This is a genomic window from Thiosocius teredinicola (assembly GCF_002009425.1).
Classification (GTDB): Bacteria; Pseudomonadota; Gammaproteobacteria; order Chromatiales; family Chromatiaceae; genus Thiosocius; species Thiosocius teredinicola.
This window is the reverse complement of record NZ_CP019936.1, coordinates 4,171,259-4,195,370: the sequence shown is the minus strand read 5'-3', so window position 1 is coordinate 4,195,370 and position 24,112 is coordinate 4,171,259. Positions and strand designations below refer to the sequence as shown.

18 protein-coding genes are annotated in these 24,112 nt (G+C 59.5%); 10 read left to right on the top strand and 8 right to left on the bottom strand.

Annotation, left to right across the window (positions count from 1 at the left end):
• Nucleotides 1–102 precede the first annotated feature (102 nt).
• Nucleotides 103–3,156, bottom strand: a complete 3,054-nt coding sequence (locus B1781_RS19815) for an efflux RND transporter permease subunit (RefSeq protein ID WP_078121309.1) — start codon at nt 3,154–3,156, stop codon at nt 103–105.
• On the bottom strand, nt 3,153–4,241 hold the full coding sequence (locus tag B1781_RS19810; RefSeq protein WP_078121308.1) for an efflux RND transporter periplasmic adaptor subunit: 1,089 nt from the start codon (nt 4,239–4,241) through the stop codon (nt 3,153–3,155). Before B1781_RS19810 ends, B1781_RS19815 begins: the two co-directional genes overlap by 4 nt.
• 342 nt (nt 4,242–4,583) lie before the next feature.
• Here B1781_RS19810 and B1781_RS19805 point away from each other — a divergent pair, with 342 nt between their 5' ends.
• The 4 genes from B1781_RS19805 (at nt 4,584) to B1781_RS19790 (ending at nt 8,141) form a co-directional block, all read left to right on the top strand.
• The gene (locus B1781_RS19805; RefSeq protein WP_125932192.1) at nt 4,584–4,949 is read left to right on the top strand and encodes a hypothetical protein; all 366 of its coding nucleotides are present in this window, start codon (nt 4,584–4,586) and stop codon (nt 4,947–4,949) included.
• 240 nt (nt 4,950–5,189) lie between these two features.
• Nucleotides 5,190–5,657, top strand: coding sequence for an acyloxyacyl hydrolase (locus B1781_RS19800; protein ID WP_078121306.1), 468 nt, complete (start codon nt 5,190–5,192; stop codon nt 5,655–5,657).
• 360 nt (nt 5,658–6,017) lie between these two features.
• Nucleotides 6,018–7,262, top strand: a complete 1,245-nt coding sequence (locus B1781_RS19795; protein ID WP_078121305.1) for a multiheme c-type cytochrome — start codon at nt 6,018–6,020, stop codon at nt 7,260–7,262.
• 117 nt (nt 7,263–7,379) lie between these two features.
• The gene (locus B1781_RS19790) at nt 7,380–8,141 is read left to right on the top strand and encodes a Mut7-C RNAse domain-containing protein (RefSeq protein ID WP_078121304.1); all 762 of its coding nucleotides are present in this window, start codon (nt 7,380–7,382) and stop codon (nt 8,139–8,141) included.
• A 56-nt stretch (nt 8,142–8,197) separates the two neighbouring features.
• On the opposite strand, the gene B1781_RS19785 is transcribed toward B1781_RS19790, so the two are convergent.
• Both B1781_RS19785 and B1781_RS19780 read right to left on the bottom strand, forming a co-directional pair.
• The gene (locus tag B1781_RS19785; protein WP_078121303.1) at nt 8,198–11,233 is read right to left on the bottom strand and encodes an ATP-binding protein; all 3,036 of its coding nucleotides are present in this window, start codon (nt 11,231–11,233) and stop codon (nt 8,198–8,200) included.
• Between the two features lie 7 nt (nt 11,234–11,240).
• Complete coding sequence (locus tag B1781_RS19780; RefSeq protein ID WP_078121302.1) at nt 11,241–12,107, bottom strand: phosphate/phosphite/phosphonate ABC transporter substrate-binding protein; 867 nt, start codon at nt 12,105–12,107, stop codon at nt 11,241–11,243.
• A 240-nt stretch (nt 12,108–12,347) separates the two neighbouring features.
• Between B1781_RS19780 and B1781_RS19775 the strand changes: the two genes are divergently transcribed.
• Nucleotides 12,348–13,319 carry an SLAC1 anion channel family protein gene (locus B1781_RS19775; RefSeq protein WP_078121301.1) on the top strand — a complete coding sequence of 324 codons (972 nt, stop codon included), beginning with the start codon at nt 12,348–12,350 and terminating at the stop codon, nt 13,317–13,319.
• Between the two features lie 36 nt (nt 13,320–13,355).
• Here the strand turns inward: B1781_RS19775 and B1781_RS19770 are convergent, their stop codons facing one another.
• Nucleotides 13,356–13,763 carry a NifB/NifX family molybdenum-iron cluster-binding protein gene (locus tag B1781_RS19770; RefSeq protein WP_334223798.1) on the bottom strand — a complete coding sequence of 136 codons (408 nt, stop codon included), beginning with the start codon at nt 13,761–13,763 and terminating at the stop codon, nt 13,356–13,358.
• Nucleotides 13,764–13,954: 191 nt separating this feature from the next.
• Here B1781_RS19770 and B1781_RS19765 point away from each other — a divergent pair, with 191 nt between their 5' ends.
• Entirely contained in the window at nt 13,955–15,517 is a 1,563-nt protein-coding gene (locus tag B1781_RS19765; protein WP_078121300.1) for a hypothetical protein, read from the top strand.
• A 103-nt stretch (nt 15,518–15,620) separates the two neighbouring features.
• Here the strand turns inward: B1781_RS19765 and B1781_RS19760 are convergent, their stop codons facing one another.
• Entirely contained in the window at nt 15,621–17,342 is a 1,722-nt protein-coding gene (locus tag B1781_RS19760) for a multiheme c-type cytochrome (RefSeq protein WP_078121299.1), read from the bottom strand.
• 431 nt (nt 17,343–17,773) lie between these two features.
• Between B1781_RS19760 and B1781_RS19755 the strand changes: the two genes are divergently transcribed.
• From B1781_RS19755 to B1781_RS19745, 3 genes are all read left to right on the top strand, one after another.
• Entirely contained in the window at nt 17,774–18,883 is a 1,110-nt protein-coding gene (locus B1781_RS19755) for a tetratricopeptide repeat protein (protein WP_164513477.1), read from the top strand.
• Nucleotides 18,884–18,996: 113 nt separating this feature from the next.
• A complete protein-coding gene (locus B1781_RS19750) occupies nt 18,997–19,989 on the top strand; it encodes a sulfotransferase family protein (protein WP_078121297.1) in 993 nt (330 codons plus the stop codon).
• A gap of 115 nt (nt 19,990–20,104) precedes the next feature.
• Nucleotides 20,105–21,082, top strand: a complete 978-nt coding sequence (locus tag B1781_RS19745; protein ID WP_078121296.1) for a lysylphosphatidylglycerol synthase transmembrane domain-containing protein — start codon at nt 20,105–20,107, stop codon at nt 21,080–21,082.
• 44 nt (nt 21,083–21,126) lie between these two features.
• Here the strand turns inward: B1781_RS19745 and B1781_RS19740 are convergent, their stop codons facing one another.
• Nucleotides 21,127–22,272 (bottom strand): glycosyltransferase family 4 protein, encoded by a 1,146-nt coding sequence (locus B1781_RS19740; RefSeq protein WP_125932191.1) that lies wholly within the window; start codon nt 22,270–22,272, stop codon nt 21,127–21,129.
• A 76-nt stretch (nt 22,273–22,348) separates the two neighbouring features.
• Here B1781_RS19740 and B1781_RS19735 point away from each other — a divergent pair, with 76 nt between their 5' ends.
• Nucleotides 22,349–23,338: a glycosyltransferase family 2 protein gene (locus B1781_RS19735; RefSeq protein ID WP_078121294.1), complete on the top strand. Its 990-nt coding sequence runs from the start codon at nt 22,349–22,351 to the stop codon at nt 23,336–23,338.
• Between the two features lie 15 nt (nt 23,339–23,353).
• Here B1781_RS19735 and B1781_RS19730 read toward each other — a convergent pair whose 3' ends face one another.
• On the bottom strand, nt 23,354–24,088 hold the full coding sequence (locus tag B1781_RS19730; RefSeq protein WP_164513476.1) for an HD domain-containing protein: 735 nt from the start codon (nt 24,086–24,088) through the stop codon (nt 23,354–23,356).
• Nucleotides 24,089–24,112: the final 24 nt, after the last annotated feature.

The window sequence follows — 24,112 nt, the reverse complement described above, 5'->3', positions numbered from 1 at the left end:
CGCTTCTTGATCGCCTCAACGAAACGCCGGCCTCAGGGCCGGCGTTTTTTTTCGTCTTATACGAGTGCGATTCGCGGCAGCGGGCCGGCTCGCCGACAAACCTCAGGCGCGAACCCGATAAAGCAGGCTGTAGAGTACCGGCACCACGCCCAGAGTCAGCAAGGTAGAGAAGATCAGCCCAGCCATGATCGCGATCGCCATCGGCTCCCACATCTCACCGCCCCCCAGATAGAGGGGAATCAGGCCAAGCACGGTCGTTGCGGTCGTCAATAGGATTGGCCGGGCGCGCTGCATCGCCGCCGATATGATGGCTTGCGCGTGCTCCACACCTTCATCGAGTTCCGCTTGGATACGCTCCAACAGCACGATCGCATTGTTGATCACGATGCCGGCCAGCGAGATAACGCCCAGCAAGGTCATGAAGCCGAAGAACGAGTTGGCCAGTAATAAGCCAATGACCACGCCGATCAGTCCGAGCGGTATCGTCATCAGTACGATGAACGATTTTCGCAGGGAATTGAACTGAGCGACCAGCAGGATCAGTATCAGGAAACCGGCGACCGGAAGCTGCTCGCTGATCGAATCGCTGGACTTGCTCGAGGTTTCGATTTCACCGCCGAGTTCATAGCGCACCGCGCCGCCCCATTCGGTTTCCGCGGATGCGAGCCAGGGTTGAAGTTGCCGGAACTTCTCGCTGGCGGTAACCCCTTCCTCGAGTTGTGCGCCTACTGTCACCGTGCGCAGACCGTCGCGCCGATAGATGCGTGAGGCATCCCAGGCCACTTCGATATCCGCGACCTGGCGCAGCGATACCGATTTACCGGTGGCCTGGGCAAATACCGAAAGCGCCTCGAGTCGGCTGATGTCCTCTTGCTTCGACGTGTTCGAACGCAGCAGCACCGGTATCACATCCTCACCTTCGCGATACTCGGTCAGTTGCAGCCCGCTGAGGCCTGCCTGCAACGAGATCGCAATGTCCTGGCTGCTGATGTCGGCGCGCAGCGCTCTTGCCTGGTCGATGCGGATATCGAGTTGTTTGATGCGCTGCCCCCAGTCGTCGCCGATGTTGCGCAGCCCACCGATCTGTTCCATCTCGTCTTTCAAGCTGTCGACGGCGTTGAACAGTGCCGCGCTGTTCTTGCTCGACAGTCGCACCTCTACCGGGTTTTCGATCGCAGGACCGATCTCCATCTTGCGCAGTTTGATATCCAGGTCCGGATGGCGATCGAGCGCGTAGCGTCGAATCTGCGGCATCAGATCCTCAATCGCGGACACCGACGGCATGTTGACGATCAGCAGCGCATAACCCGGACGTGCCGGTTTCGGGTTGTGTGACAGGATGAAACGCGGGCCGGCATAGCCTATATAGCTGACCCAGTTTCCGATCTTGGTGGCCGGATCGGTGTCGGCGGATTGCTGCTCGAGCAGGAAGCGCTCGATATCGGTGACGACCCGGGTCGTCGTCTCGATCGAGGTGCCGGTCGGCATCTCGAGTTCGATTTTGAAATAGGTTCGGTCGGATGGCGGGAAGAACACTTTGGGCAGCAAGCCGAAGCCACCCATGCTGACCGCGAATATCACAGCCGTCAGCAACAGGGTAAGCACGCGCTGCCGAAGCATCACGCCCAGAATGCGGCGATAGGCTGAATACAGCGGCCCGTCGTAGCTCTCGGCTTTCTGTTTCACCTTCAGAAAGGCGACGCACAACATCGGGATCACCGTCAGTGAGATCAGCCATGAGCTGAGCAGCGTGATGGTGACCACCTTGAACAGCGACGCTGTGAACTCACCGACATCGGATTCCGCCAGGTAGATCGGCAGGAAAGCGGCGGCCGTGGTCAGCGATGCGGTCAGCAAAGGTGTACGTAATTCTGCCGCTGCCTCGATCGCAGCAGCCGAAGCATCCTTGCCGCCTTCCATCTGCACCATGATGTTTTCCGACATCACGATACCGTTGTCGACCAGCATGCCGAGCGCGATGATGAGTGCGGCGAGCGAAATCTGATCGAGCCCGATCGAAAATACCGACATCACCAGTACCGCCAGGAGCATGGCGAGCGGGATCAGCAGGGCGACGACCAGTCCGGTACGCAAGCCCAGCGTAAGCAGCATCACAGCCGTGACGACGGCGATCGCCTGCAGCAGGCTGCTGACGAAGTCGCTGACCTTCTGCGCGACCTCTTGCGGTGAAAAGCTCACCAGCTCGAACTCGATACCGTAGGGATAGCGTTGCTCGAAAACCTCGATCTGCCGCGAGACCTGTTCACCCAGCGCGATGTTGTTGCCGCCTTCGCGCATCGATATCGCGATCCCAAGGGCCCGCTGTCCGGTCGAGCGCAGCAACGTGCTGGGTGGGTCCACGTACCCGCGATAGACGTTCGCGATGTCTTTGAGATACACGAGCCGATCACTGCCGGGAATGCGCAGGATGGTCTTGCGAATATCGTCGATCGACTCGAAATTGCCGCTCGGTTCGAGTGTGATCGTTTCCGTACCGAGCGTTACCGAACCGCCGGACAGCACGATGTTGCGGGTCGCTAACGCCTGTGACAGTTGATTGGGGGAGTAATCCAGCTCGGCGAGAACGGCATCGTCGTACTCGACGAACACCCGTTGTTCCTGGTCGCCATGGATCTCCACCTTGGCTGCATCCGGCAGGCGTTGCAGATCGTCGCGAACCGTCTCGGCGATGTCGTTCAGCTCGGCATCGGAGTATCCCTCGCCGGTGATCGTCAGCACGATGCCGAAGACATCACCAAATTCATCGTTCACATACGGGCCGTTCACCCCCTGTGGCAGGTCGCCGGTGGCGCTCTCCATCTTGCGTCGCAGGTTGTCCCAGATCGGGCGCATCTTGTCGAAACTGTCTTTGACGTTGACTGTTACGATCGATACGCCGGTGCGCGATTCGGAGTTGATGAAGTCGACCTCGGGAATCTGCTTGATCGATTCTTCGAGCTTTGACGACACGAGCTGTTCGACACGCTCCGGGCTCGCGCCGGGGAAGTAGGTGATGACCTGCGCTGCACGCACGATATAGCCCGGATCGTAGGCACGCGGCATATTCAGGAACGTGACGATGCCAGTGGCGACGATGGTCAGAACGATCACCAGGGTCAGGCGATCGTTATCGAGGGCCAGACGGGTGATATTCACCGGCCCGCTGCATCCGTGGAGAGCCGGACTTCGAGCCCCGGTCGCATTTTGCTCATCCCCGCGGTCACGATGCGATCGCCTTCGGAGAGCCCGGATGTGATCTCGAGGCCCAGCTGAGAAAGTCGGCCGGTCTCGACTGCGCGGCGCTGTACGACGCTGTGTCCATCCGCAGCGGATTCGACCGTGAACAGATAGCGGCCGTCGTTGTCTTCGAGTACGGCATGTGCCGGCACCTGGAACACACCATCGCTAGCGGCCCTATCCGACGGCGGTTTGCCGCGCACCGTCGCCGACATGCCCGGTAGGATGTTGTACGCGCCATCGTTCTCCATTGAGAAGGTGACTGCGAAGGTGTTGGTATCCTTGTCTGCGCGGGTCGAGACCTCTTTGAGCGTCAGCGGAAAACTCTTGTCCGGTAGCTGGCTGAACTGGGCCCACACGTCGGGGCGGGCACCTTCGCGCACGCGGATCATCAGGCTCTCGGGCACGTTGATTTTGATCAGCAGGTTCGAGGTGTCCTGCAGTGTGTAAACCGGCTGTTTCGCGTTGACCTCTTCGAAATTGTCCACGTGCCGGATCGCGATGCGTCCGTCGAACGGTGCCTCCAGCTGCGTGTATTCGAGGCTTTTGCGGGCAGCGTCGAGGTTCGCCTTGGCGGTGGCGTCCTGCGCCTGGAGTTTGTTGAAATCCGATTTGGAGATGACACCGGTCTTGATCAGCTCGCTGCCACGCCGATAGTCCGCATGCGCCGACGCATATTCGGCCTCCCGGCTTTTGAGTTGAATGCGTACTTCGGCGTCGTCGATTTTGGCGAGCACGTCGTCACGCGACACATCGTCGCCTTCTTTCGCTGACAGGCTTACAAGTTTGCCTGGAATGCGAAAGCTCAAGTCCGCTTTCTTGGCGGCATCGACCACGCCGGGTAGTTCGCGCCAGCTACCCTCGATATCGCTGGAAACGACCATGGTCCGAACGAGCCGGGGCTTTGATTCTGTGGCTGCGGTTTCGTCGACCTGCTGGCAAGCAGTGAGGCTGGCCGACGTCAGGATGCCAAACAGCAGGCGAGCGATCGAATTCGGGGGCATCTGGATTCTCTGCAGCTGGCTTTGATTGTTATTTCATCTTAGCGTGTTACCTATGCAAGTACATGACGAGTCGCGCGCGATCCCCGCTGCTGCACAGCGCGGACTGTTGCCTGACAGGCCTGTGAAAAGCGTTGAATCCGGTCAGGATTGGTGCGCAGCCGCTGCGCAAGGTGGCGAGCTATTGCCGGCGTGCCTGTCATCGCCTTCGGATCCGGCGAACCGTTATACTCAGGCGCTTCGAGTCCAGTTTCGACACTGCCGAGTACGCCAGCGGCCAATTGGTGGGCAACCCGTGCCGCTTGTCGACGCCTTCTTGGACTGGTTCTATTTGGAGGAATGTCCTTGGATGATTTGAATCGATGGCTGGCGCGTGGCATGGCAGCGCTATTGGTCAGCATGTTCGTCGTGTCCGATGCCCTTGCGGATGCGTGGATCTGCACCCAGGGCGAGTTGATACGCGAGGTCACGATCGATTACCGGGCCGCACCTGCACGGTTGCCATGCAGCGTGTATTACACCAAGCGCACCGAGCGTGCCATGCCCCGAGCGGTCTGGAAGGCGAACAGCGAAGAAGGCTTTTGTGAGCGGAAGGCCGAAGAGCTTGTGGCCAAGCTCGAATCCTGGGGCTGGCAGTGCACGACCGACCCGGAAACGGATCGCGCCGAACAGAACAACGAAGCAGCTGACCTTAGGTCGCCGAGCCAGTGACGCGCTGGCCGCATGCCTTGCACGAATGGCGCGCTGTTCGGCCCGTAGGCGACGCTCCGGCACAACAGTGATTTGTTGCCTTTTGCATATTTCAGTATGTTTATTGCCGGCCTGCGAAATCCAGGGGTAGTGCGAGTCTGCTATCGATCAGCGCGACGGTCTGCGATAGGCAACCGATGTGATACGAATCCACGCTGGCCATTGGCGAATAAAACTTGACTGAATAGCAAAGGAGCCTCGATGAGACTGTCCGTATTGTGTTTGGCGTATTGTCTTTTCAGTGCTGTTGCGCATGCGCAAGACGGTGACATCACGTTGGCGGCAGGTGCCTTCGATTATCGGCATACGGGTAGCGCCATGCTCCAGGTCGAGTATCGCCCAGGCATGGATTGGTCCGGGTTCAGGCCGCAGCTGGGCGCCTTTGCAACCAGTGACAGCGCAGCCTATCTCTATGCAGGCATCGGCTACCCGCTGTCGATTACCGACCGCTGGACGTTGCAGCCGAGCATCTCGGCGGGGTTCTATCACGACGGCGCCGATATTGATCTTGGCTACGACCTTGAGTTCTATTCGCAGCTACGCCTGGCCTATCGACTCTCAGACACGACGCAATTGGGCTTGGGTATCGCGCACATATCCAATGCAAGCCTTGGCGATCACAATCCGGGCGCGCAGCTCGCCTACTTCAGCTTCAGTTTCGCTTACTGAGCGCATTCGGCGTGGTACGCCTCGCGATGCTCCACTATCGACGCCGATGGTTGGCTGGGTACATACCCTGACCGGCCGCTACGGCGAGGGCGGTTTCAATCGCTCGCGGTAGGTTGCAGTCCGTTGTGCGCAGCCGAGGCGAAGATTGCGCAGTCCACCCAATTCCTTGATTTGCATTAAGTTTATCCCTCCTATTTGTCGCACACGGTCACATGACCTGCGTCAACAGCCCGGGCAAATCGCCTATCTACACTGATTGTTCAATGCCGTGCAGATCGCAGTGGGATTCGCGCTGCCGGGTGAGCGACAGCTTAGCGCCAGGGATGGAATCACCCTGGACAACGAGGGAGCGTGAGTGCGATGCGATCGATGACCGTGGTCTGGGTGTTGTTCGGTTTTTTTGTCTTGTCACATTCGGCTGCGGCGGCCGAGGGCTGCGTAAGTTGCCACAAAGAGGCGACGCCCGGGGTGGTCGCCGATTGGCAGGCCAGCGAACACAGCAAAGAAGATGTCGGCTGTGCCGATTGCCACGGTAGCGAACATACGACCAAGCACGACATCGACCGGGCCAAGCTACCGATCGTCGAAACCTGTGCCAAATGCCATGAAGACCAGGTGAAGCAATACCGTAGCGGTAAGCACTCGATTGCCTGGGCGGCTTACAAGGCGATGCCGACAACCCATCAGCTCCCCTCTGCATTGACCGATGGTCACAAGGGCTGCGGAGGCTGTCATAAGATCGGTGAGAAGTCTGAAGAAGAGGTGTTGAAGCTCAAGCAGAGCGGCTCGCACTTCGGTCATGCCGCCTGCGATTCGTGCCACACGCGCCACCTGTTCTCGAAAGAAGAGGCTCGCCAGCCGCAGGCATGCCAGACCTGTCATATGGGATTCGATCATCCGCAGTGGGAGATGTACGAAAGCTCGAAACACGGCGTCCGCCACAAACTGAAACAGCTCAGGATCATCCCGGAACATGCGTCGGCGCCGACTTGCCAGACCTGCCATATGCAGGATGGCAATCACGAAGTGCGCACGGCGTGGGGTTTTCTTGCCGTCCGCTTGCCGTTGCCTGAAGACGAACAATGGCAGAAAGACCAGGTGACCATCTTGCAGGCACTCGGTGTGTTGGACCCGGATGGTCAGCCGACCGATCGGCTGGAAGTGGTCAAGGCCGCCGACGTGGCGCGCCTCGATCAGGAGGCGTTCAACAAGGAACGCAACAAGATGATCGGTGCCTGCAGCCAGTGTCACGCCAAGGACTTCGCCGAGGCGGAACTCGCCAAGGGCGACGACATGATTCGTCGCGCCGATCACCTGTTGGCCGAAGCGATCCGCGTGATTGCTGGACTGTATCGCGATGGCGTGCTCAGCAAGCCCGAGGGCTATGCCTATCCGTTCCCCGACCTGTTGACCTTTCACGATGCACCGCGACCGATAGAACAGAAGTTGTTCGTTATGCATCTGAGTCATCGCATGCGGGCATTTCAAGGCGCCTTCCACGGCAACCCCGATTATTCGCTGTGGTACGGCTGGAGCGCTATGGTGCGCGATCTCACGGAGATCAAGGACATGGCAGAGGAGTTGAGGCGCAGACACTCGGGCTGACGGCCGTCTTTGGCCATTGTGCCGGGGCGACTGCGAGCTTGCGTACAAACATGGCTTGAAGCAGTCGACTGCCGAAAGGTAGGGTAACGCCAAGTCGCTTTCGATCCGGGTCAATGCATGCCGCATTGCGTGTTGCGTTTCTATGCAGAACTGAACGTGTTTGTGCCGCACGCTCACCGGCAGGCCGACTGGATGCAGCCGCTTGCGGGGCACCGGTCGATCCTGCACCTGATCGAGGACTGCGGCGTACCGCATACCGAGGTTGCACTGATCTTGCGAAACGGTGCGCGTGCGTCCGGCGAAGAGACGGTCGAAGACGGTGACCGCATCTCGGTTTATCCTGCGTTTGAAGGTATCGCTGCAAGCGGTGGCTTGTCTTTTCATAACAGCGGTCCAAGGCCGCTACGCTTTGTCGCCGATGCCCACCTGGGTGAGCTCGCCCGACGCCTTCGCCTGCTAGGCTTCGACACGCTGTGGTTCAACGATGTTGGCGATCCCGAGCTTGCAAGACTCTCACACCAACAAGAGCGCGTGCTGTTGACGCGCGATCGCAAATTGCTGATGCGGCGCGAGGTAGACCTGGGATGTTATGTCTATCCCAGATCAACGGACGAGCAAATGCGTTACCTGTTGCAGCGCTATCAACTGTGTGACGAGATCAATCCGTTCACGCGCTGCACCGTATGTAACGGGCGGATCGTTGCCGCGAACGCGACGGCGGTTCGCGATATCGTCCCGCCCGGCGTGTTCGCGGTGTTCGATCGTTTTTGGTCCTGTGTCGATTGCGGCAAGGTCTATTGGCAGGGGAGTCATTGGGAGTCGATGTCGCAGTTCGTCGCTGCAGTCTGCCAGGATGCATCCCCGCAGATTGAGCATTAGCGTTCGATCGGTATGGTGACGAAGATCGGCAAGGTGTGAGCCGGGTAAGGCAACGCTCAGCCGGCCTTGTTCGCGTACGGCGGCTGTGCGGATTCGCCAGCCTCGAGCCCTTCGATACCTTTGTTAACGATGTGCAGTTCGGCGACCACCGCGTCGAGCCGGTCGTCGATATCGCCAGCGCCGTTCCTGCATGCTGCTTCGAGGGCAGCGGCAAGGCCCGTCAGGGTTCGTGCGCCGATGCTCGCAGCCATGCCTTTGAGCGAATGCGCAGCGCGTTGCGCTGCGGTCGGGTCGGCGTCGTCCTGCGCCTCGCGGAACTGCGCTTCGAACTCGCGTTTGTCATCGAGAAAGAGGCGCAAGAGTTTTCGATAGAACGCGGGCTTGCCGCGAGCCGTTACCATACCTTGGGTAGTATCGATCCCCGGCAGAGCCGGCGTGGAACCCGGCTTTGCCGGCGCTGCGGCAGACGAGGTCAACACGCTATCCGGCGCTAGCCACTTGGCGAGGGTTGCCAGCATGTGCCGCAGATCGAGCGGCTTGGCGATATGGTCGTTCATGCCTGCTGCCCGGCAGCGTTCACGATCTTCGGCCATGACATTCGCGGTCATGGCAATGACCGGCAACTGTGAGAACTTCGGATTGCGGCGCAGGCGGCGCGTTGCTTCATAGCCATCCAGTACCGGCATCATGCAGTCCATCAACACACCGTCGAACGGTTTGTGTTCGAGCGCGGCGAGGGCCTGCTCGCCATCTTTCGCGATGTCGACCGAGAGACCGAGGGATTCGAGAAGATCAAGCGCCACTTCGAGGTTAAGATCGTTGTCTTCGACTAACAAGACGCGTTTGCCACCGAGTTCGGCCCGATAGGTGGCAAACAACTCCTCTTCGCTCAGCTGCCCGTTTGTACCATCCGACTCGGTATCTTCGCTTGAGCCCTCTGTCAGTCGGACGAAGAATGCGAAGGTGCTGCCCTTGCCTGGCGTGGATTCGACCCAGATGTCGCCATGCATCAGCTCGACGAGCTTTTTCGATATCGCCAACCCCAATCCCGTTCCGCCGTATTTGCGCGTGGTAGAGCTGTCGGCCTGGGTGAACGGGCGAAACAAGGTCTTGGCCTGCTCCGGACTGATGCCTATACCGTCGTCGGCAACAGAAAACTCTACCAGGAACGCGCCGTTGGATCGTTCGCGCAAACGGCAGCCGATCGTTACATGCCCGCCGGGCGAGGTGAATTTGACCGCATTGCTGCCGAGGTTGATCAGGACCTGGCTGAGACGCAAGGCGTCGCCGGTGAAATGGGTGGGGAGGTTATCGGATACCTCGAAGTCGAGGGTCACACCCTTGCTTCGGGCCATCGTGCCCACGATGGTGTCGACCCTGCTGCACAGGGATTTCACGCTGAATCCAGTCTGTTCGATGCTCAGGTGGCCGGATTCGATCTTCGAGAAATCGAGGATGTCGTCGATGATCATGAGCAGACTATCGGCCGCCTCGTGAATCTTGTCGACATAGCCGCGCTGTTGTGGATTCAGGTTGGTGCGACGGGCCAGATGCGACATGCCGATGACGGCATTCATCGGCGTGCGGATTTCGTGGCTCATATTGGCGAGAAACTCGCTTTTCGCCTTGGTCGCAGCCTCGGCCGCACGTTTGGCCTCGTCCAGGCGTACCGACTCTTCGACCTGCTTGGTCACGTCGAGCAGGCTGCCGATAGCCTTGAGCGGTTCGCCGTTGGGGCCGGCCAGGATCTCCGATCGCTCATTGACATAGATGATGCTGTCGTCGGCCATCACCAGTCGGAACTCGAGGTCGAATGGTATGTGTGAGGTGAACAACGTGTTGTGGGCCTGCCTTACTTCCGCTACATCGTCCGGGTGCACGCGGCTGAAGAAGTATTCGAATGTCAGCACGCTGTCGTCTTCCGGCAATTGCAGCATCCGGTACGACTGATCAGACCAGGCGAGCCGCTCATCCGACAGGTCCAGTTCCCAGCTGCCGAGCCCCGCCATTTTCTGTGCCTGCACCAGCAGGCCCTGTTGGCTGCGCTGCAGCAACTCTTCGGCTGTCTTGCGCTCGCTGATATCGCGCACGACACCGGTGAAAAAGGTTTCGCCGCCAATGTTTGCTTCGCGCACGGCAAGGTCCAACGGAAACTCTTCGCCATCTTTGCGCCGACCGACAAACTCGCGAATTCCGCTAAGCACACCGCTCGGAACCGGATTGGCCACATAGCGCGCCAGATGCTGGTCGTGAACGGCAGCGAATGGAGCAGGCATCAGCATGCTGACATTCGAGCCGAGGGTCTCATCTTTGCGGTAGCCAAACATCGATTCCGCCGCGGGGCTGAACTCGTGGATGATGCCCTTGGTATCGATGACGATGATGCCGTCCACGGCGGTGTCGATGACGGCGCGCAGGCGCGCGGTCTGGTCGGTGACGTGGCGCGCCATGTCGTTGAACGAGCGCAGTATCTCGCCCAGTTCATCGTTCGGGATGTCACGTATATAAGGTGCCTGTTCGGTTTCCGGTTCACCGCGGGCCAGCGCAGCCACGGCTGCCTGGAGCCGGTCGAACGGCCTGAACAGCAGGCGATGCTGGCTGGCGAAGTTTACGGTGATGATCAGCGCAAAGATAAACAGAAAGACCTGATGCAGATTCTCGATACTCTCGAAGAGTTCAGCACGCTCAGCGGTCCAATCGATGTCGACTTCAATGCGGCCCAGCTGTGTGCCCGATACCACGAGGGCGTGTGTACGGTGAATCAGTTCAGCATCTGCCGGCGGCGCCGTTTCCTGGTCGGGGAATAGGGGGTAGATCCGTTTGCCGGTATCGTCGTATAGCGCGAGATTGTGCCAACTCTTGCCGAACAGCGAGCGCAAGGTATTCATCGCAGAGAATACGGCAGCGAGATCTCGTTCCAGAAGATGGCCGATAACATCGTTCTGGCCGGCGGCCAGCAATTGATCGCTTTGTTCTACAAATCGTTTCTTCGCCTGTTGGATCTGCAGCGGTTCCCAGTACAGGTGCAAAAATGCCGCCAGCAGCGACATGGCGAGCAACGACGGGAGAAGGATCTTGTATCGCAGTTTCATCGGCTGATCAGCGTTTGACGAAGAACCGATCCAGATGCATCTGCTTGAGCACGAGGTAGTCCTCCAGGCTTGCGATACCGACCCGTTCTATCGGGACTTGAGCCAGCAGGCGTTTTCCCTCGTTGTCCGTGCCCATTCTGAGAAATGCCGCTGCAACCTTGTCGCGAACCGTTTGTGGCACATCCGGCGACACACAGAACGGATGTGGCGGAACCGTTGTGGTGCGGTGAATGATCCTGAGACCATCACGGTACTCTGGTGGCTGGCGGTTCAGAGTGTTCTGCACACCGCCGCCCGCGGCAGTTTCGTTGAGCAGCACGTTGAGATACACCGAGTCATGCGTCTTGACGTACTGTGGCTGAAAGCTGATGCCGAACTTGTCGGTGAGCTCCTGGCGAATCTGCAGCGAGGCGCCAAGTGCATTGGCAGCCGGGAAAGCTATCGCCTTACCGTCGAGGTCGGCCGGCGATTCGATGCGGCTGTCCTTGCGTACCACCAATACACCCTGCAGCCTATGTCCGTGGTCGCGAACCAGGGGTTGATAGCCGGCAAGCCGGTTGGCGACGACGATGTGGTACGGGTTCATGTAGGCGAAGTCGAAACGCCCCGTTTCGAATTCCTCTTCGAAATCCGGGATGCTGGTGGAGCCGCGCAGTTTGAAGCGCTCCCCGGTCTCTTGCTCCAGGCGGTCCAGAATCGGTCGCCAGATGGCGTGCAGCGTGTGCGCGTCGAACTGCGGTACAACACCGACCGTGTAGACTCGTGACTCGCAGTGCGCTGGAGAACTGAGAACCAGCACTATGCAGGCGATCAGCAGGGTCAGGGACCGAGCCGATATAAGCACCAGTTTTGCGTTGAACAGCGTTGTTTTCATCCGTGTGCTTCCCAAGCGCTTGCGAAGGACCGTGAGGCATCCGGGGTCCACATCTGTCCAGCGGCTGAGGATGGCGATTCTTGACTATTCGTTCTTCAATACTGAGAGGGGGAATCGCGTGTGAACGGTATTCCCGGTGCATCAGCCCTTGGTGCCGCCGCATGGTTTGACGATCTTCAATGACGGCCCAGGCAAATTCTTTACAATTTTCCTAGGTTTTGTCCGCATCAGGGAACGCAAATGGAACCGTCAGTCGAGAAAGCGCCGAGACTGCAGCATATGCCTATCTCGTTCTTCGCCGTGGTCATGGGGCTTGCCGGCCTCACCATCGCTTGGGAGAAGGCGCAACACCTCGCCGGCGTCGATCTGCATCTGGATATCCCCTTGGCGGGCATAACGCTGGCCGTGTTTGTCGTGCTCAGCGGATTGTTCGCCGCGAAATGGGTGCGACATCGGCCGGCGGTGATGGCCGAACTGCATCATCCGATCAAGCTCAACTTCTTCCCGACCATCTCGATCAGCCTGTTGCTGCTGGCCATTGTGTTTCTGCCGCTGGCGCGGGAGGCCAGCCATGTCGTGTGGTTCGTGGGGATGGGCATGCACCTGCTGTTCACGTTGTATGTCGTGAACATCTGGATGCATCACGAGCGGTTCGAGGTCCATCACGTGAACCCGGCATGGTTCATTCCGGCGGTCGGCAACGTCCTGGTGCCGGTGGCCGGTGTACCGCTCGGTCATGTCGACATCTCGTGGTTCTTTTTCAGTATCGGCATGCTGTTCTGGGTGCTGCTGATGACGATCATCTTCTACCGCATGCTGTTTCATCACCCGATCGACGAGAAGCTCATGCCGACCCTGTTCATCCTGATCGCACCGCCGGCGGTCGGCTTCATCGCCTATATGCGCCTGGTCGGCGAGCTCGATGCTTTCGCCCGCATTCTCTATTTCAGTGCGCTGTTTCTCACGTTGCTGCTGCTTACGCAGACACCGCGTTTCTTCAAACTGCGTTTCTTTCTGTCTTGGTGGGCCTATTCGTTTCCGCTGGCGGCCATCAGCATCGCCAGCCTGCTGATGTTCGAGAAAACGGCTGCATCGGCTTATGCCTGGATCGGCGGTGTGTTGTTGCTGGTGTTGACGGCAGTCGTCGGTATGCTGATCGCGCTGACCGCAAAGGCGGTCATCGCGCATAAGATCTGCGTGCCCGAACACTGAGCAACAGGCACGGCGGTTTGGCGTCGATGCAGACGTTCAATCGTCATGCGGCAACGCGGGCGGCAACGACTGCCCGTTGGCGATGGCGCTGACGGCGGTTGCCGGGTCGGTCTCCGAGGTGGTGATCACCTTCAGCCCACGCGAGGTAAGACGTTGGCGAAAGTTATCGCCACAACCCGCCGTCACGAGCACGTCGAGCGCAAACAGTGGATGTTCGTCGCCGTGGTATTCGTGCAGGCTCATCGATTTCGGCAGGTCCAAACGTTCCACCTCGCTGAGAGCCTCACCGGCATCGGTCCGGTACACGATGAAGCGCCGTGCCTTTCCGGCATGACCGGTGATCGTTCGAAAATTCTGACTGGTTACGCCGATCAGCATCGCTGTGTCCTCGAGATCTGTGGGTATATCGGCCCGGCCGTGAAAGCCGTATCGCCGATAGCTCATCTAAGAGCAGTAATCGGTTTCGTGCATTGATAGAACGCATCTGGCTGTCACAAGCTGCCTGTGGCGAAAGCCGCGCGGTTGTCTACGGCGCTGAACCGAATTCCCGTTCCGACGTATACGTCTCGAAAGGTTAAAATGGGCGATACCTGCAATCCGGCATAGAAGCCGACAATCAACAACAGGGAAATTCGATGCGCCGTTTTTTCAATCCGCTATTGTCGTTGTTCACTGTGGTCGGCGGGCATGTTCTCAATCGCCGGCTAGACCTCGCGTTGTTATTTTTTACCGCCCTTCTCCTGCTCAGCGTGGGGTCGTTCTACTTTGTTCCGTTGTTCCTGTGGGGTTCGGACGCCGGTGCGATATTGAGCGCCGGTCCTTCGCTGAGAACCATGGCCTACGCACTACTGGCAGTCTTGGCTGTATTCATACTGACAAGCGTTGTCGTCAGTTTCGTCGGGGCCCGGCGGGCAGCGGAGCGGCCTGCGCTGAGCAAGGCCGGTGTGGTCGGCGGTATGTTGGCTTCGCTGATCAGTATTCCGCTCACGTTCTGGATCGGCGTGGCCGACCTCAGCTACCTCGAACTCTCCACGTGGCAGCCTGCCGGCGGCTTCGACGATGTCGAAGCTGACGACAGTGGCGAGCGGGTCAGAACCTACAGCTTTTCCTCCCGGTTCTTTCACCAGACGGTTCGTTTCGGCGGAGAGTGGGTGTCGGCTGCCGACCTCGAGGACCTGCCTGCCGGCGATGCCTATCTCTCTGGTCGGATACTGTTCAATGAGCGTCCCGCAGCCGGCGTTTCGCTGATGCTGATCATCGGCAGCAAGTATGTCTCGGCCTTGTTGATCACCGATGACGATGGTTTGTTTTCAGTCTCGGTGCCGCCAGGGGAATGGGTGCTGAATCGCATCGAGATCGAGGGCTGGAGCGAACGCCCGGCCGATGGCGAGTTCAGTGTTGTCGGCGGGCCGAACCCACCGCTGACCGAGCGGCAGTTCACAGAAGGTCCATCCTTCCAATCAGAGGGTCTGACCGTCGTTGCCACCGCGCGGCCCGTCCCGTTACCTGAATTGCAGCTGGCGATCCGCCCCAACGTGCAAGTTACCTCGCCCGCCGGCGAGCGTGAATCGGCAGATGGGGCGCAGCACACGATCGCCTGGGAGTCCTTCGAATCCGCCAGCCGTTATCAGCTGCAGCTGATGCAGGTTACGCGTGACGGCTCGTCCACAATCTACTCACCGGTGGCCTGGGTCAACACAGACGCACAGCAAGTACCCTTGACTGACTTTGAGATAGTCGACGACGGGGCGGGCGATGATCACGAGTACGCGGTGCAGGTGTTTGCCTTCGACAGCAGCGGAAAGTTGCTGAGTGACAGCGGGGGAGCGTCACGCCGGACAAGTCTGCTATTGAAAGGTAAACGAATCGTCGAAACCGAAACATTGCTGGCCTTGGGTAACTACGCGGACCTGACGCGCGCGAATATGGAAGAGGAACTTGAACTGAGGTATCGCGACAACAAACGTCTGAGTGCTGCCAGAACGTTGCTTGACGATGGCCTTGTCGATGCGGCCCGCACGCTGTTGGAGCGGGTCGAAGCGAGCTCGCTCGAAGAAGAGCGATTGACGGTCTCCGGGATGATTCTCGCCAGCGAGGGGCGTTGCGATGAGGCCAAGGAAGAACTGGATCGGGCGAACTCGCTGCGCGGCACCACGTGTTATCCGCAGATCTACAGCGAGCGCTGCGCCACCCAGTGAACTTTCAAACTGCGCTGATCAGCGCGATGCGCCGTCGTCGAGCTTTAGCTGCGGCGCCGGCCTTGCTTGGTGCCGGCCGGCGCTCGATACACGCTGCATCAGATCATTGGACGATCTGCAACTCGACCTCGGCCAGGGTCTCTGCACGTACCGCGGCGGTAGCCCATAGACGCTGCAGGCGCGCGACCAGGGCCAGGTCCGCATCGGTGAACAGATCCTGCAGGTAGTTCGCGGACAGCGGCTGATAACGCAATGCCGCTTTTATCGTTACCGGTCCATCGGTCTGGATCGGTACCCGGTACACCACCGTATCGCTTCCGTTGTTGAAATCATCATCAGTCATGGCCTCACCGATTACCGCGATGTCATCGGTCGCGACATGTTTGTTGAAGCCGCTGGGCGTCAGGCGGTTGTCTTTGAGATAGGCATTTGCCGAAAGCAGTGTATGAGTCAAAGCCTCGTCGGTATCGCCCATCACGGTTTCATACACCTGCACCTGGCTCGGTTCGCTGATCAGCGTATGATGCGGTTGGTAGGCGACTTGCGTGGCGTCGTCGTCGACACCCTCGATGCGCCCGTCGGCGTGCATCTCGCCCGAGCGGAACACTTGCTGCCCATCGGCATCGACAACCTGGAAGTCGATCCACACCCGGCGCGATGGGTAGCCGGTCGGGAGTTTATGGCCACTCAAGTTGATGACCTCGAGCTCGACATCGAGTATTCCGTCGCTACGTTCAGCGGAAACCAATCGCAGTTCGGCGGAGGTTTTCAGAAAGCCGCGGGCTGTTTCGACCGCGTCGGCAATGCCGGATGTGGTCACGCCCAGTTCGTCGCGGTTCTTGTCGAGCATGTCGAGCACCACGGTGTTTGCGCCAGCGAACAGGTGGCGCTTGAAATCGTCTACCGGCGCCAAGCGGCGCGGCCGGGTCGCCATGCGCACGCCATCGGCAGAGGGCATGTGGCAGTCCTGGCAACTCTGTGGATTGGTGCCGTTGTCGGCGTAATCGCTGTTCTGCCACTCGGTATACACCGCCTGTTCCGGAAACTCGTGGCCGGTCGTCGTGCTGATCACCACGCCGTCGCTGTTCACGACCGGCGTGTTCAGGTTGTGACAGGTGGCGCACATCGCCGAGTCATCCATATGCGCTGCGTGTTGCGCCGTGAATCCCGACTGGCGCTGCATCGTGTCCGTCACCGGTGACTCGTACTGGCCGTAGGAAACGCGTTGCCACTTGTCATCGATGGTCGGAATGTCGAATCCGCCGGAGAACGACGACAACTCGCCGAGCCCGTTGTCCTCGATCTGGTGGCAGGCGGTGCAACCGACACCCTCCATTGCCTGGCTGTGATAGGGATTGTCGGGGTCGAGAATGCCTTCGTCGTCGAGCAGCGTCAGCTGGTTGCCGTCATAGTCGGCGTCGACACCGGCCATCGGCGCGTGACAGCGCAGACATTTCTCGGAGATCACCTCTTCGAGTTCCGGATGACGCTTGATTTCGCTCGCGACCTTGGCCTGGAACACCGGGTCACGTGCAGCATGGGCCATCATCGTGGCAGACCAGTCTCGAACCAGGGAGACGTCTTCACCGTTCCGATCACGTAGATCGTCATGGCACGACGAGCAGTTGGCGGAACCGGAAAAATGCGTCGATTCAAATGCCTCGTCGAAATTCGGCTCGGGAACGATGGATTCGCTATGGGCAGTCGATTCAGCTGTAGGAATATTCGGCGATGCCGGATCGCTATCGGCGCGGGCGTGTGCATGGGTGAAGACTGCGGCAAATAAAACTGAACCGATCAGCGCAGTACGAACAGCAAAAGACATCTCAGGACCTCCCGTCGGCCACTCGAAATACGTGGAAATTGATGGATGCACGCGCTATCGGCGGTCGCTGCGCGAACTGATCGCGACAGACTTCTGACGTGCCTTGAATGTGCGCAGGTTAACGGGATGCGGATTTTGCCGAGAGTGTTTCAACCCCCCAGCGTGGCGCTTTTCACAACGCAAATTTATGTCGCCGGCGGCTGTTTGATTGTGCGCGCTGTGGCCGAAAAACAAACGTCGGGTGTGCTGGTGACGACGAACTCGCGTTCGGCGATGTCGAGCGGCGTGTGGCAACCGGTGGCCGGACCCGCTAAATCAGACGTGTTAACTTAGGCTAAGCTTGAGAGCTATGTGGCGGCCAATCCTGTTGGACTTTGGATTCGTGTACGGCATGTGCCCGTCTGAAACAATAACAAAGAACAACAATGGCCATGAATGCTCATACCAGATCCTCCCTGTTTCTCGTTTTTCTCGTCACGCTTGCTTCACTCAGTGGCTGCAATACTCAGCTGACCCGCGAACAGTCCGACAACTACTATGACGATTGCATGCGCGAAGGAGGTAGTCGCGCCGGCAAGGTGTTTGTCTGCCTGCGCGCGATCCATTCCGGAAATTATTCCGGCACCAATCTGGCCGACCTTTACTTCATGAAGGGCATCCACCAACAAGACGGCGGACAGCACGGCAAGGCGATATCCGATTTTACGGATGCACTGGAGATCAATCCCAACGACGCCGAGGCCTATTTCTATCGCGGTTGGTCGCAGCGCGAGCTGGGTAATCTCGGCGAGGCTCAGGCGGACTTCGATACAGCGTTGCGCTTCGGTCACAACGCAGAGTACGAGCGGGCCGCGCGTGAGACCGCGCAGGAGATCGATGATCAGTATCGATATTACGAAGAGTCGCTACGCCCGCAGCCGACATCCCTGGTGTTGAATGGGATGTGGTGCCCCAGCGTGCAACGCGACAGCGTTTTCTACCCGGCCAACGAGATTCATATCGACGTGGTGGTAACGGATGCCGGCGGTGGTTACCAGAGCACGGCGCTGCCATCGAAGAGCGGTGTCTACAAAGGGATCAAGAAGGGAGCGAAGCGTCGCATCGGCAAGACCGTCTGGCGCGGCGTCGATCAGCCGATCAACGTGCAGGTCGTGATGTGGGAGTATGACGATGGCGGACCGCTGGTTGATAGCCTGACAGAGATCGCTGTTGACTTTGCGCTTACGCGCGGCACCAAGACACTCAGCAAGGCGGCGGTGAGGCAGGGGGTGAATGCGACGGCCGCGCGTACAGGGCGGTATGCGGCGAAGCAGGCGATCGAGCAGTTCGATCTGGGCAGCCAGTTGTCGCGCCGGATCTCGTCGCTTCCCAAGGCCTTGGTCGGCGCAAACAATGACCTGGTGGGCGCTATCGGATTGGCCAACGCGTCATCCGACAGCTACGGGCCGCCTGCGACAGAAGCGAGCTTTCGCTATGATTTCTATACCCGGCTGAGGGGCGGTGGTGCGGATTGTCGTGTCTACTTCGAGTTCGCTGACTAACCTAGTGCCGGCGACTGCCCTGTTGCATCGAGGCAGATGCCTAGCGGAGCGTTGCGACCCATCGAGCCGTTCCCGCTAAACTTGTCGATCTCTGATTTCGAGCGTCTGTTGCCGTGACTGCCCCGTTTCTCGGTCCCTTGTTCATCGTTGGCCTGTCGCGCAGCGGCACCAAGCTGATTCGCGACCTGTTGAATCGTCACCCGCATATTGCGATACCGGTCGCTGAAACCCATTTTTTGCCCCATTTGTTCGAACGGATCATCGGCGACGACGTCGTGCCGACTTCGCCGAAACTGCGGCAGTTCGAAGAGTTGCTGAGCGGCTCGACATTTCTGCGACGTCTACAGCAACGGGGCAGCGTGCCGGACTGGCAGCAACTGAAACAGGCATTTGGCCGACCGACCTGGCTTGAGGTCATCGAGCAGGTACTGCGGCTGTACGCCGGCAGTGCTGACGATGCCAGGGTGATTTGGGGTGACAAGACACCACGCTACCTGGCGCACATGCGATTGCTCAAACACCGGTTTCCACAGGCCCGCTTCCTGCACATCGTGCGCGACCCGCGGGATCGTGCCTTGTCAGTCAGACAGGCATGGGGCGGTAATCTTTATCTTTCGGCAGACGATTGGCGGCAATCTCTGATGCAGGCAGCGCGCGATGCCCAGGCCCTGGGTAGTGACTATAAGACGATACGCTACGAGGATCTGCTCACATACCCGGAACAAACGATGCGCTCCGTGTGCAAGTTTCTCGACATCGATTTCTCGCCCGACACGCTGGTACTGGATCGTCCGGTTGAGAATCTAGGTGATCCCGACGACGTAACGCGCAAGCAATCGACGATCGTCGCGAGCAATGTCGGGCGGTTTCACGACCGCTTGAATACCCGCCAGCGGCGCCGAATCGAGCAGATCGTGTTCCCGATCGCGCGGCAGCTCGGCTCTGCGCCGACGGTCAATGACTTGGATCATCGACCACCACGCTGGTTCGAGCGCGCATGGTGGCTTGTTCCGCATGGCTGGAACAATGTGGCGTTTCACGTTCGTCGCTGGGGCCTGGTGGCGGGTCTGCGCCATGGCTTTCTGCGCATCCAGTCCAAGCGTTGAACGCCGTTGTGCCGTATCTGAATCAGACAGAGTCGACGCAACTCGCATGCAGTGCACCGAACAGGTGTGCAGGCCGCGCGGGTAGGTCCGTTTCGATCGAGCAAACGCAGACGCCATGAACGGTCGCTATACACGTTGGATACGGTATTTGTTGCTGGCGGTGGTGGTCTACCTGCTGGTGCGTCATGTTGTAGGGTCGTCCGACGATTATCAGTTCGTCGCCAACCTCGACTGGCGCTATCTGTTACCCGTTATCGCGTTGAGCGTCGGCAACATTCTGCTGGATGCACTGCGTCACGTGATTACGGCGCAGCACCTGGGCAAGCGTCTGCCGCTGAAGCTGGCCTTTGTCTACCTGGTGGTGGCGCGTTTTCTCAACAAGTTCGTTCCACAGTCCGGTGTGGCCTACAAGGCCCACGTGCTGCGCAAGGCCGGCGGGTTCGGTGCCGGCGAGCTGCTGACCGGGTTTGGCTCGATGGTCTGGGTGCAATTGATGGTGTCCTTGCTGCTCGCACTGATCGTGGTGTGGTCAGTGCGCCCGTCGCTCGCTATCCACGGCGTGTCGATCCTGACGTTGTTGTTGGCTGGCGTTGTTGTGTTGATTGTCTCGACCGTGGGCATTGTGCTGATCGCCGCAAAGATCGAGTCATCGCAGGCACGGCGAGAAACTTGGGGGCGCCGGCTGATGTTGCGCCTGGCGAGGTTGGTGAGATCTCTGTTGCGACTGATCCGCGATCCGGCTTTGTTCACACTGAGTTCGGGGATCATCGTTGTCGCTACGCTGGTGTCGCTGCTGCGGCTCTACCTGTGTTTTCGCATGATCGGTGTCGGGGCGGAACTGGTGTTGTTGGTGTTGTTCGTAACGCTGAACCGGGCGCTGACGATATTCACCATTACACCGGGCAATCTCGGGGTAACCGAATTCCTGTTTGGTCTGTTGGCACAGGGCGTCGGAATCGGCATGGCGCAGGGAGTGATGGCGGCCTTGATTATCAGGTTGGTGACGTTTGCCGTGTTGGCGTTGTTGGGTGCGATCTTCCTCGTGACTGCCAGGCATGCGGTGTTTGGTGACGAGCCCCCCGCGACGAGGTAAGACGGCCGATCGAGATGGCTCGGCCGGCGAGTTGGCAGGGTTGCTTAACGACGTTGCGCGAGCATGTCGTCATAGACCTCGAGATAACGGCGCGCGATCCGGTCGAACGAGAACATCTCTGCAACCTCGCGACACCCAGCGGAAAGATCGGCCAGGCTTTCCCGCCGTGCAAGGACATGGCCGAGTGTCTGTTTGATCGCTGTCGTGTCGGTATCGTCGATCAACCAGCCGCTTTTCCCTTCGTTGATTGCCCGGGGCGAGATCCCGCAACGGGTGGCCGCAACGGGCACGCCTGAGGCCAGAGCCTCGACAATGACGTTGCCGAAGCTCTCGAAGCGCGAGGGCAGGGCAAGTACGTCGCTCATGCGCATGATGGGTGCGATATCTTTTTGCTGTCCGAGATAGACGATGTCGCCATCGGAGCGTGCGACTTCATCGTTCACGCGGTCGAGTAGCGGGCCTTTGCCGGCGATCGCAAGTACGGTGTTGTGGCGATCGCCACGCATCGCCGACCATGCATCGAGCAGTTCCGGCAGCCCTTTGCGTGGCGCCAGTTGGCCACAGAACAGCACCACGGTTCTGCCATCGAGCCCATGCTGTTCACGAATTCGTGCCTTTTCTTCGGCGCTCGCGGGTTGGAAGCGGTCGAGATCGACACCGTTGTCGACGCGAATCAGGCGCTCTTGGGGTATGCCGAGCGGTTCCATGTCCGCTTCGATCAGATCGTCGAGGATCGCGAAGCGGTCGATGCGTTGCGCCGCTTTGCGCAGAATTTTTGCCGCGGGGCTGCGGGTGATGCGGGTGATCTCACCTTCGGCATGGTCGCCGCCGATACTGGGCTTGGCCAGCATGGGCGGGCCGTTTCGCCCGCGGCCCAACGCCACGCCCAGCACCATGGGGGACAGGGCATGGCCGTGGATGATGTCCCAGTCGGCAAGGCGTTTACCGACGCCGATCGATGTCGCGAAGCGGCTCGCGCCGCGCAGGCCGCGGACATCTGAAAAAGGAATCGCGCGAACGCGGATCCCATCCGGCCAGGCGACTGCTGTGCGCTGCTTCCAGGGACAGCTTGTCAGCATCTCGACGTCGACGCCGAGTTGGCCCAGGGCTCGGGTGAGATAGAGCGCCTGCAGCGGCGCGCCAGTCCGATTCAAAGGCGGAAAGGTCTGGCTGACCATCAAGACGCGCAACGGGTCCCCCAATACAGAAACGACATAGTTGTGTTAGCCTCACCAAAATTAACGTCAAATAACACTGAGGGCCAAGATGGAAAACACATCGGTCACTCTGGTCATTGTGCCGCGCGAACGCTTCAGCCTCGCTGCTGAATCTCTCAGCGACGTATTGTCGCAGATACCCGAAGACGTACCCGTCGTCTACGTCGAAGGGAATCCACCTCCCAAGGTGAAAGCAAAACTACACAAGATCGGGGCAGGGCGCGTCCACTTTGTGGCGACTGAAGGGTATGTCGCTCCCAACCAGGCGCGCAACATCGGCTTCCGCCGGGTCTCCAGCAAGTACGTGGTGTTTCTCGACAACGATGTCTGGGTCGAGCCACGCTGGTTGGAGTCGTTGGTCGACTGCGCCGAAGAAACCGCTGCAGAGGTTGTCGGCCCCTTGTACCGACAGGGCAGACGTGAAGATCGCGAAGTGCACATGGCCGGTGGCTTGGCGCACATCGTTGAGCGCGACGGCGTGCGGCGCGTGAAGTCCACGCACGACTACCAGGGGCAGCCCCTGGATGAAGTGCTGCCCAAGGTGCAGCGTGGCGAGACCGAGCTTGCCGAGTTTCATGGTGTGTTGATCCGGTCGGACGTGCTGCGCGACATCGGCGGACTCGACGAAGGCCTGATGTGTACGCGCGAGCACATCGATTTCTGCATGACGGTGCGCAACCGCGGCGGCAAGGTGATGTTCGAGCCCGCCAGCCAGATCACCTACACCCGGCCGCCACCGTTCGCGTGGAGCGACCTGGCCTTCTTCAGCCTGCGTTGGTCGGAAGACTGGTCGCGCAAAACCCTGGAACACTTCTGCGAGAAATGGGACGTGGACCGGGGGCAGATCCCCTACCTGATGATCTGGACCAAGAAACAGCGCTATCGCTTTCTCGATCCCTGGTATACGCGCACCACGCAATGGTTGGCGCGACGGTTCGGCAGGGATCGTGTCGTCAAGGTGATGAACGCGACGATCTATCCGATCGAAGGTGCGTTGAACCGCGCGATGATGCGCCTGATGCGATTGCGCGGTAACTGATCGCCGCTGCAGCGCTCAGCTGCCCAGGCGGCGTCGCACTTTCTTCATCAACACCCGCAGCGCATTCAGCCGACTGCGGGTGCGCGGTCGGATCGTGTATGAACTCTTGCGATCGATGCGCAGCGCTTCGGGTATCTCGGCGTCGCGTTCGGCGGCGTAGGCCTTGGTCAACGCATCCGCCAGGTCTGGGCAACCGAGTTGCTTGGCAATCGCCACCGTTGCCGGCATGGCCTGCGACGCCTTTCTGCCGAACAGCATCCCCAGGTCGAGGTGATCTTCCAGATCGTTGGCCAAGCGCATCAATACAATGTCGGCATCCTGTGATCGGAGTGCGTCGGGATCGCTGTGCATCGCATCGATGGTCTCGCTGTTCCATGGCATGCGCGAATACGCCTGCACCAGTCGGTCGACTGATGCCGACGCATACGCGCGAACCAGCTCGGTACGCTTAGATGTCACACCGATATCCGCATCGCCGAACTGCCCCTGCATATAGCAGGCGTGCAGCAGACCGGCGACGACAACATCGGGTGCGGCGCCGTGTGCGGCCAGGATGCTGGCGGTACCGACAAGGTGTGCGAGAAACGGTTTGCCGTTCGAACGATAACGTCCGCTGAACAACACGATCGCCAGGTCGTAGGCGCGGCGGGTGTCGCCCAGCGACGCTTCCGAATAGCCGAGGGTTCGCAACTGGGTATACAGCTGCAGATTGGTTTGCGCGTATGCGTGTGCGGTATCGACGGCCGACAACGGCGATTCACCTGTTCTCGAGTG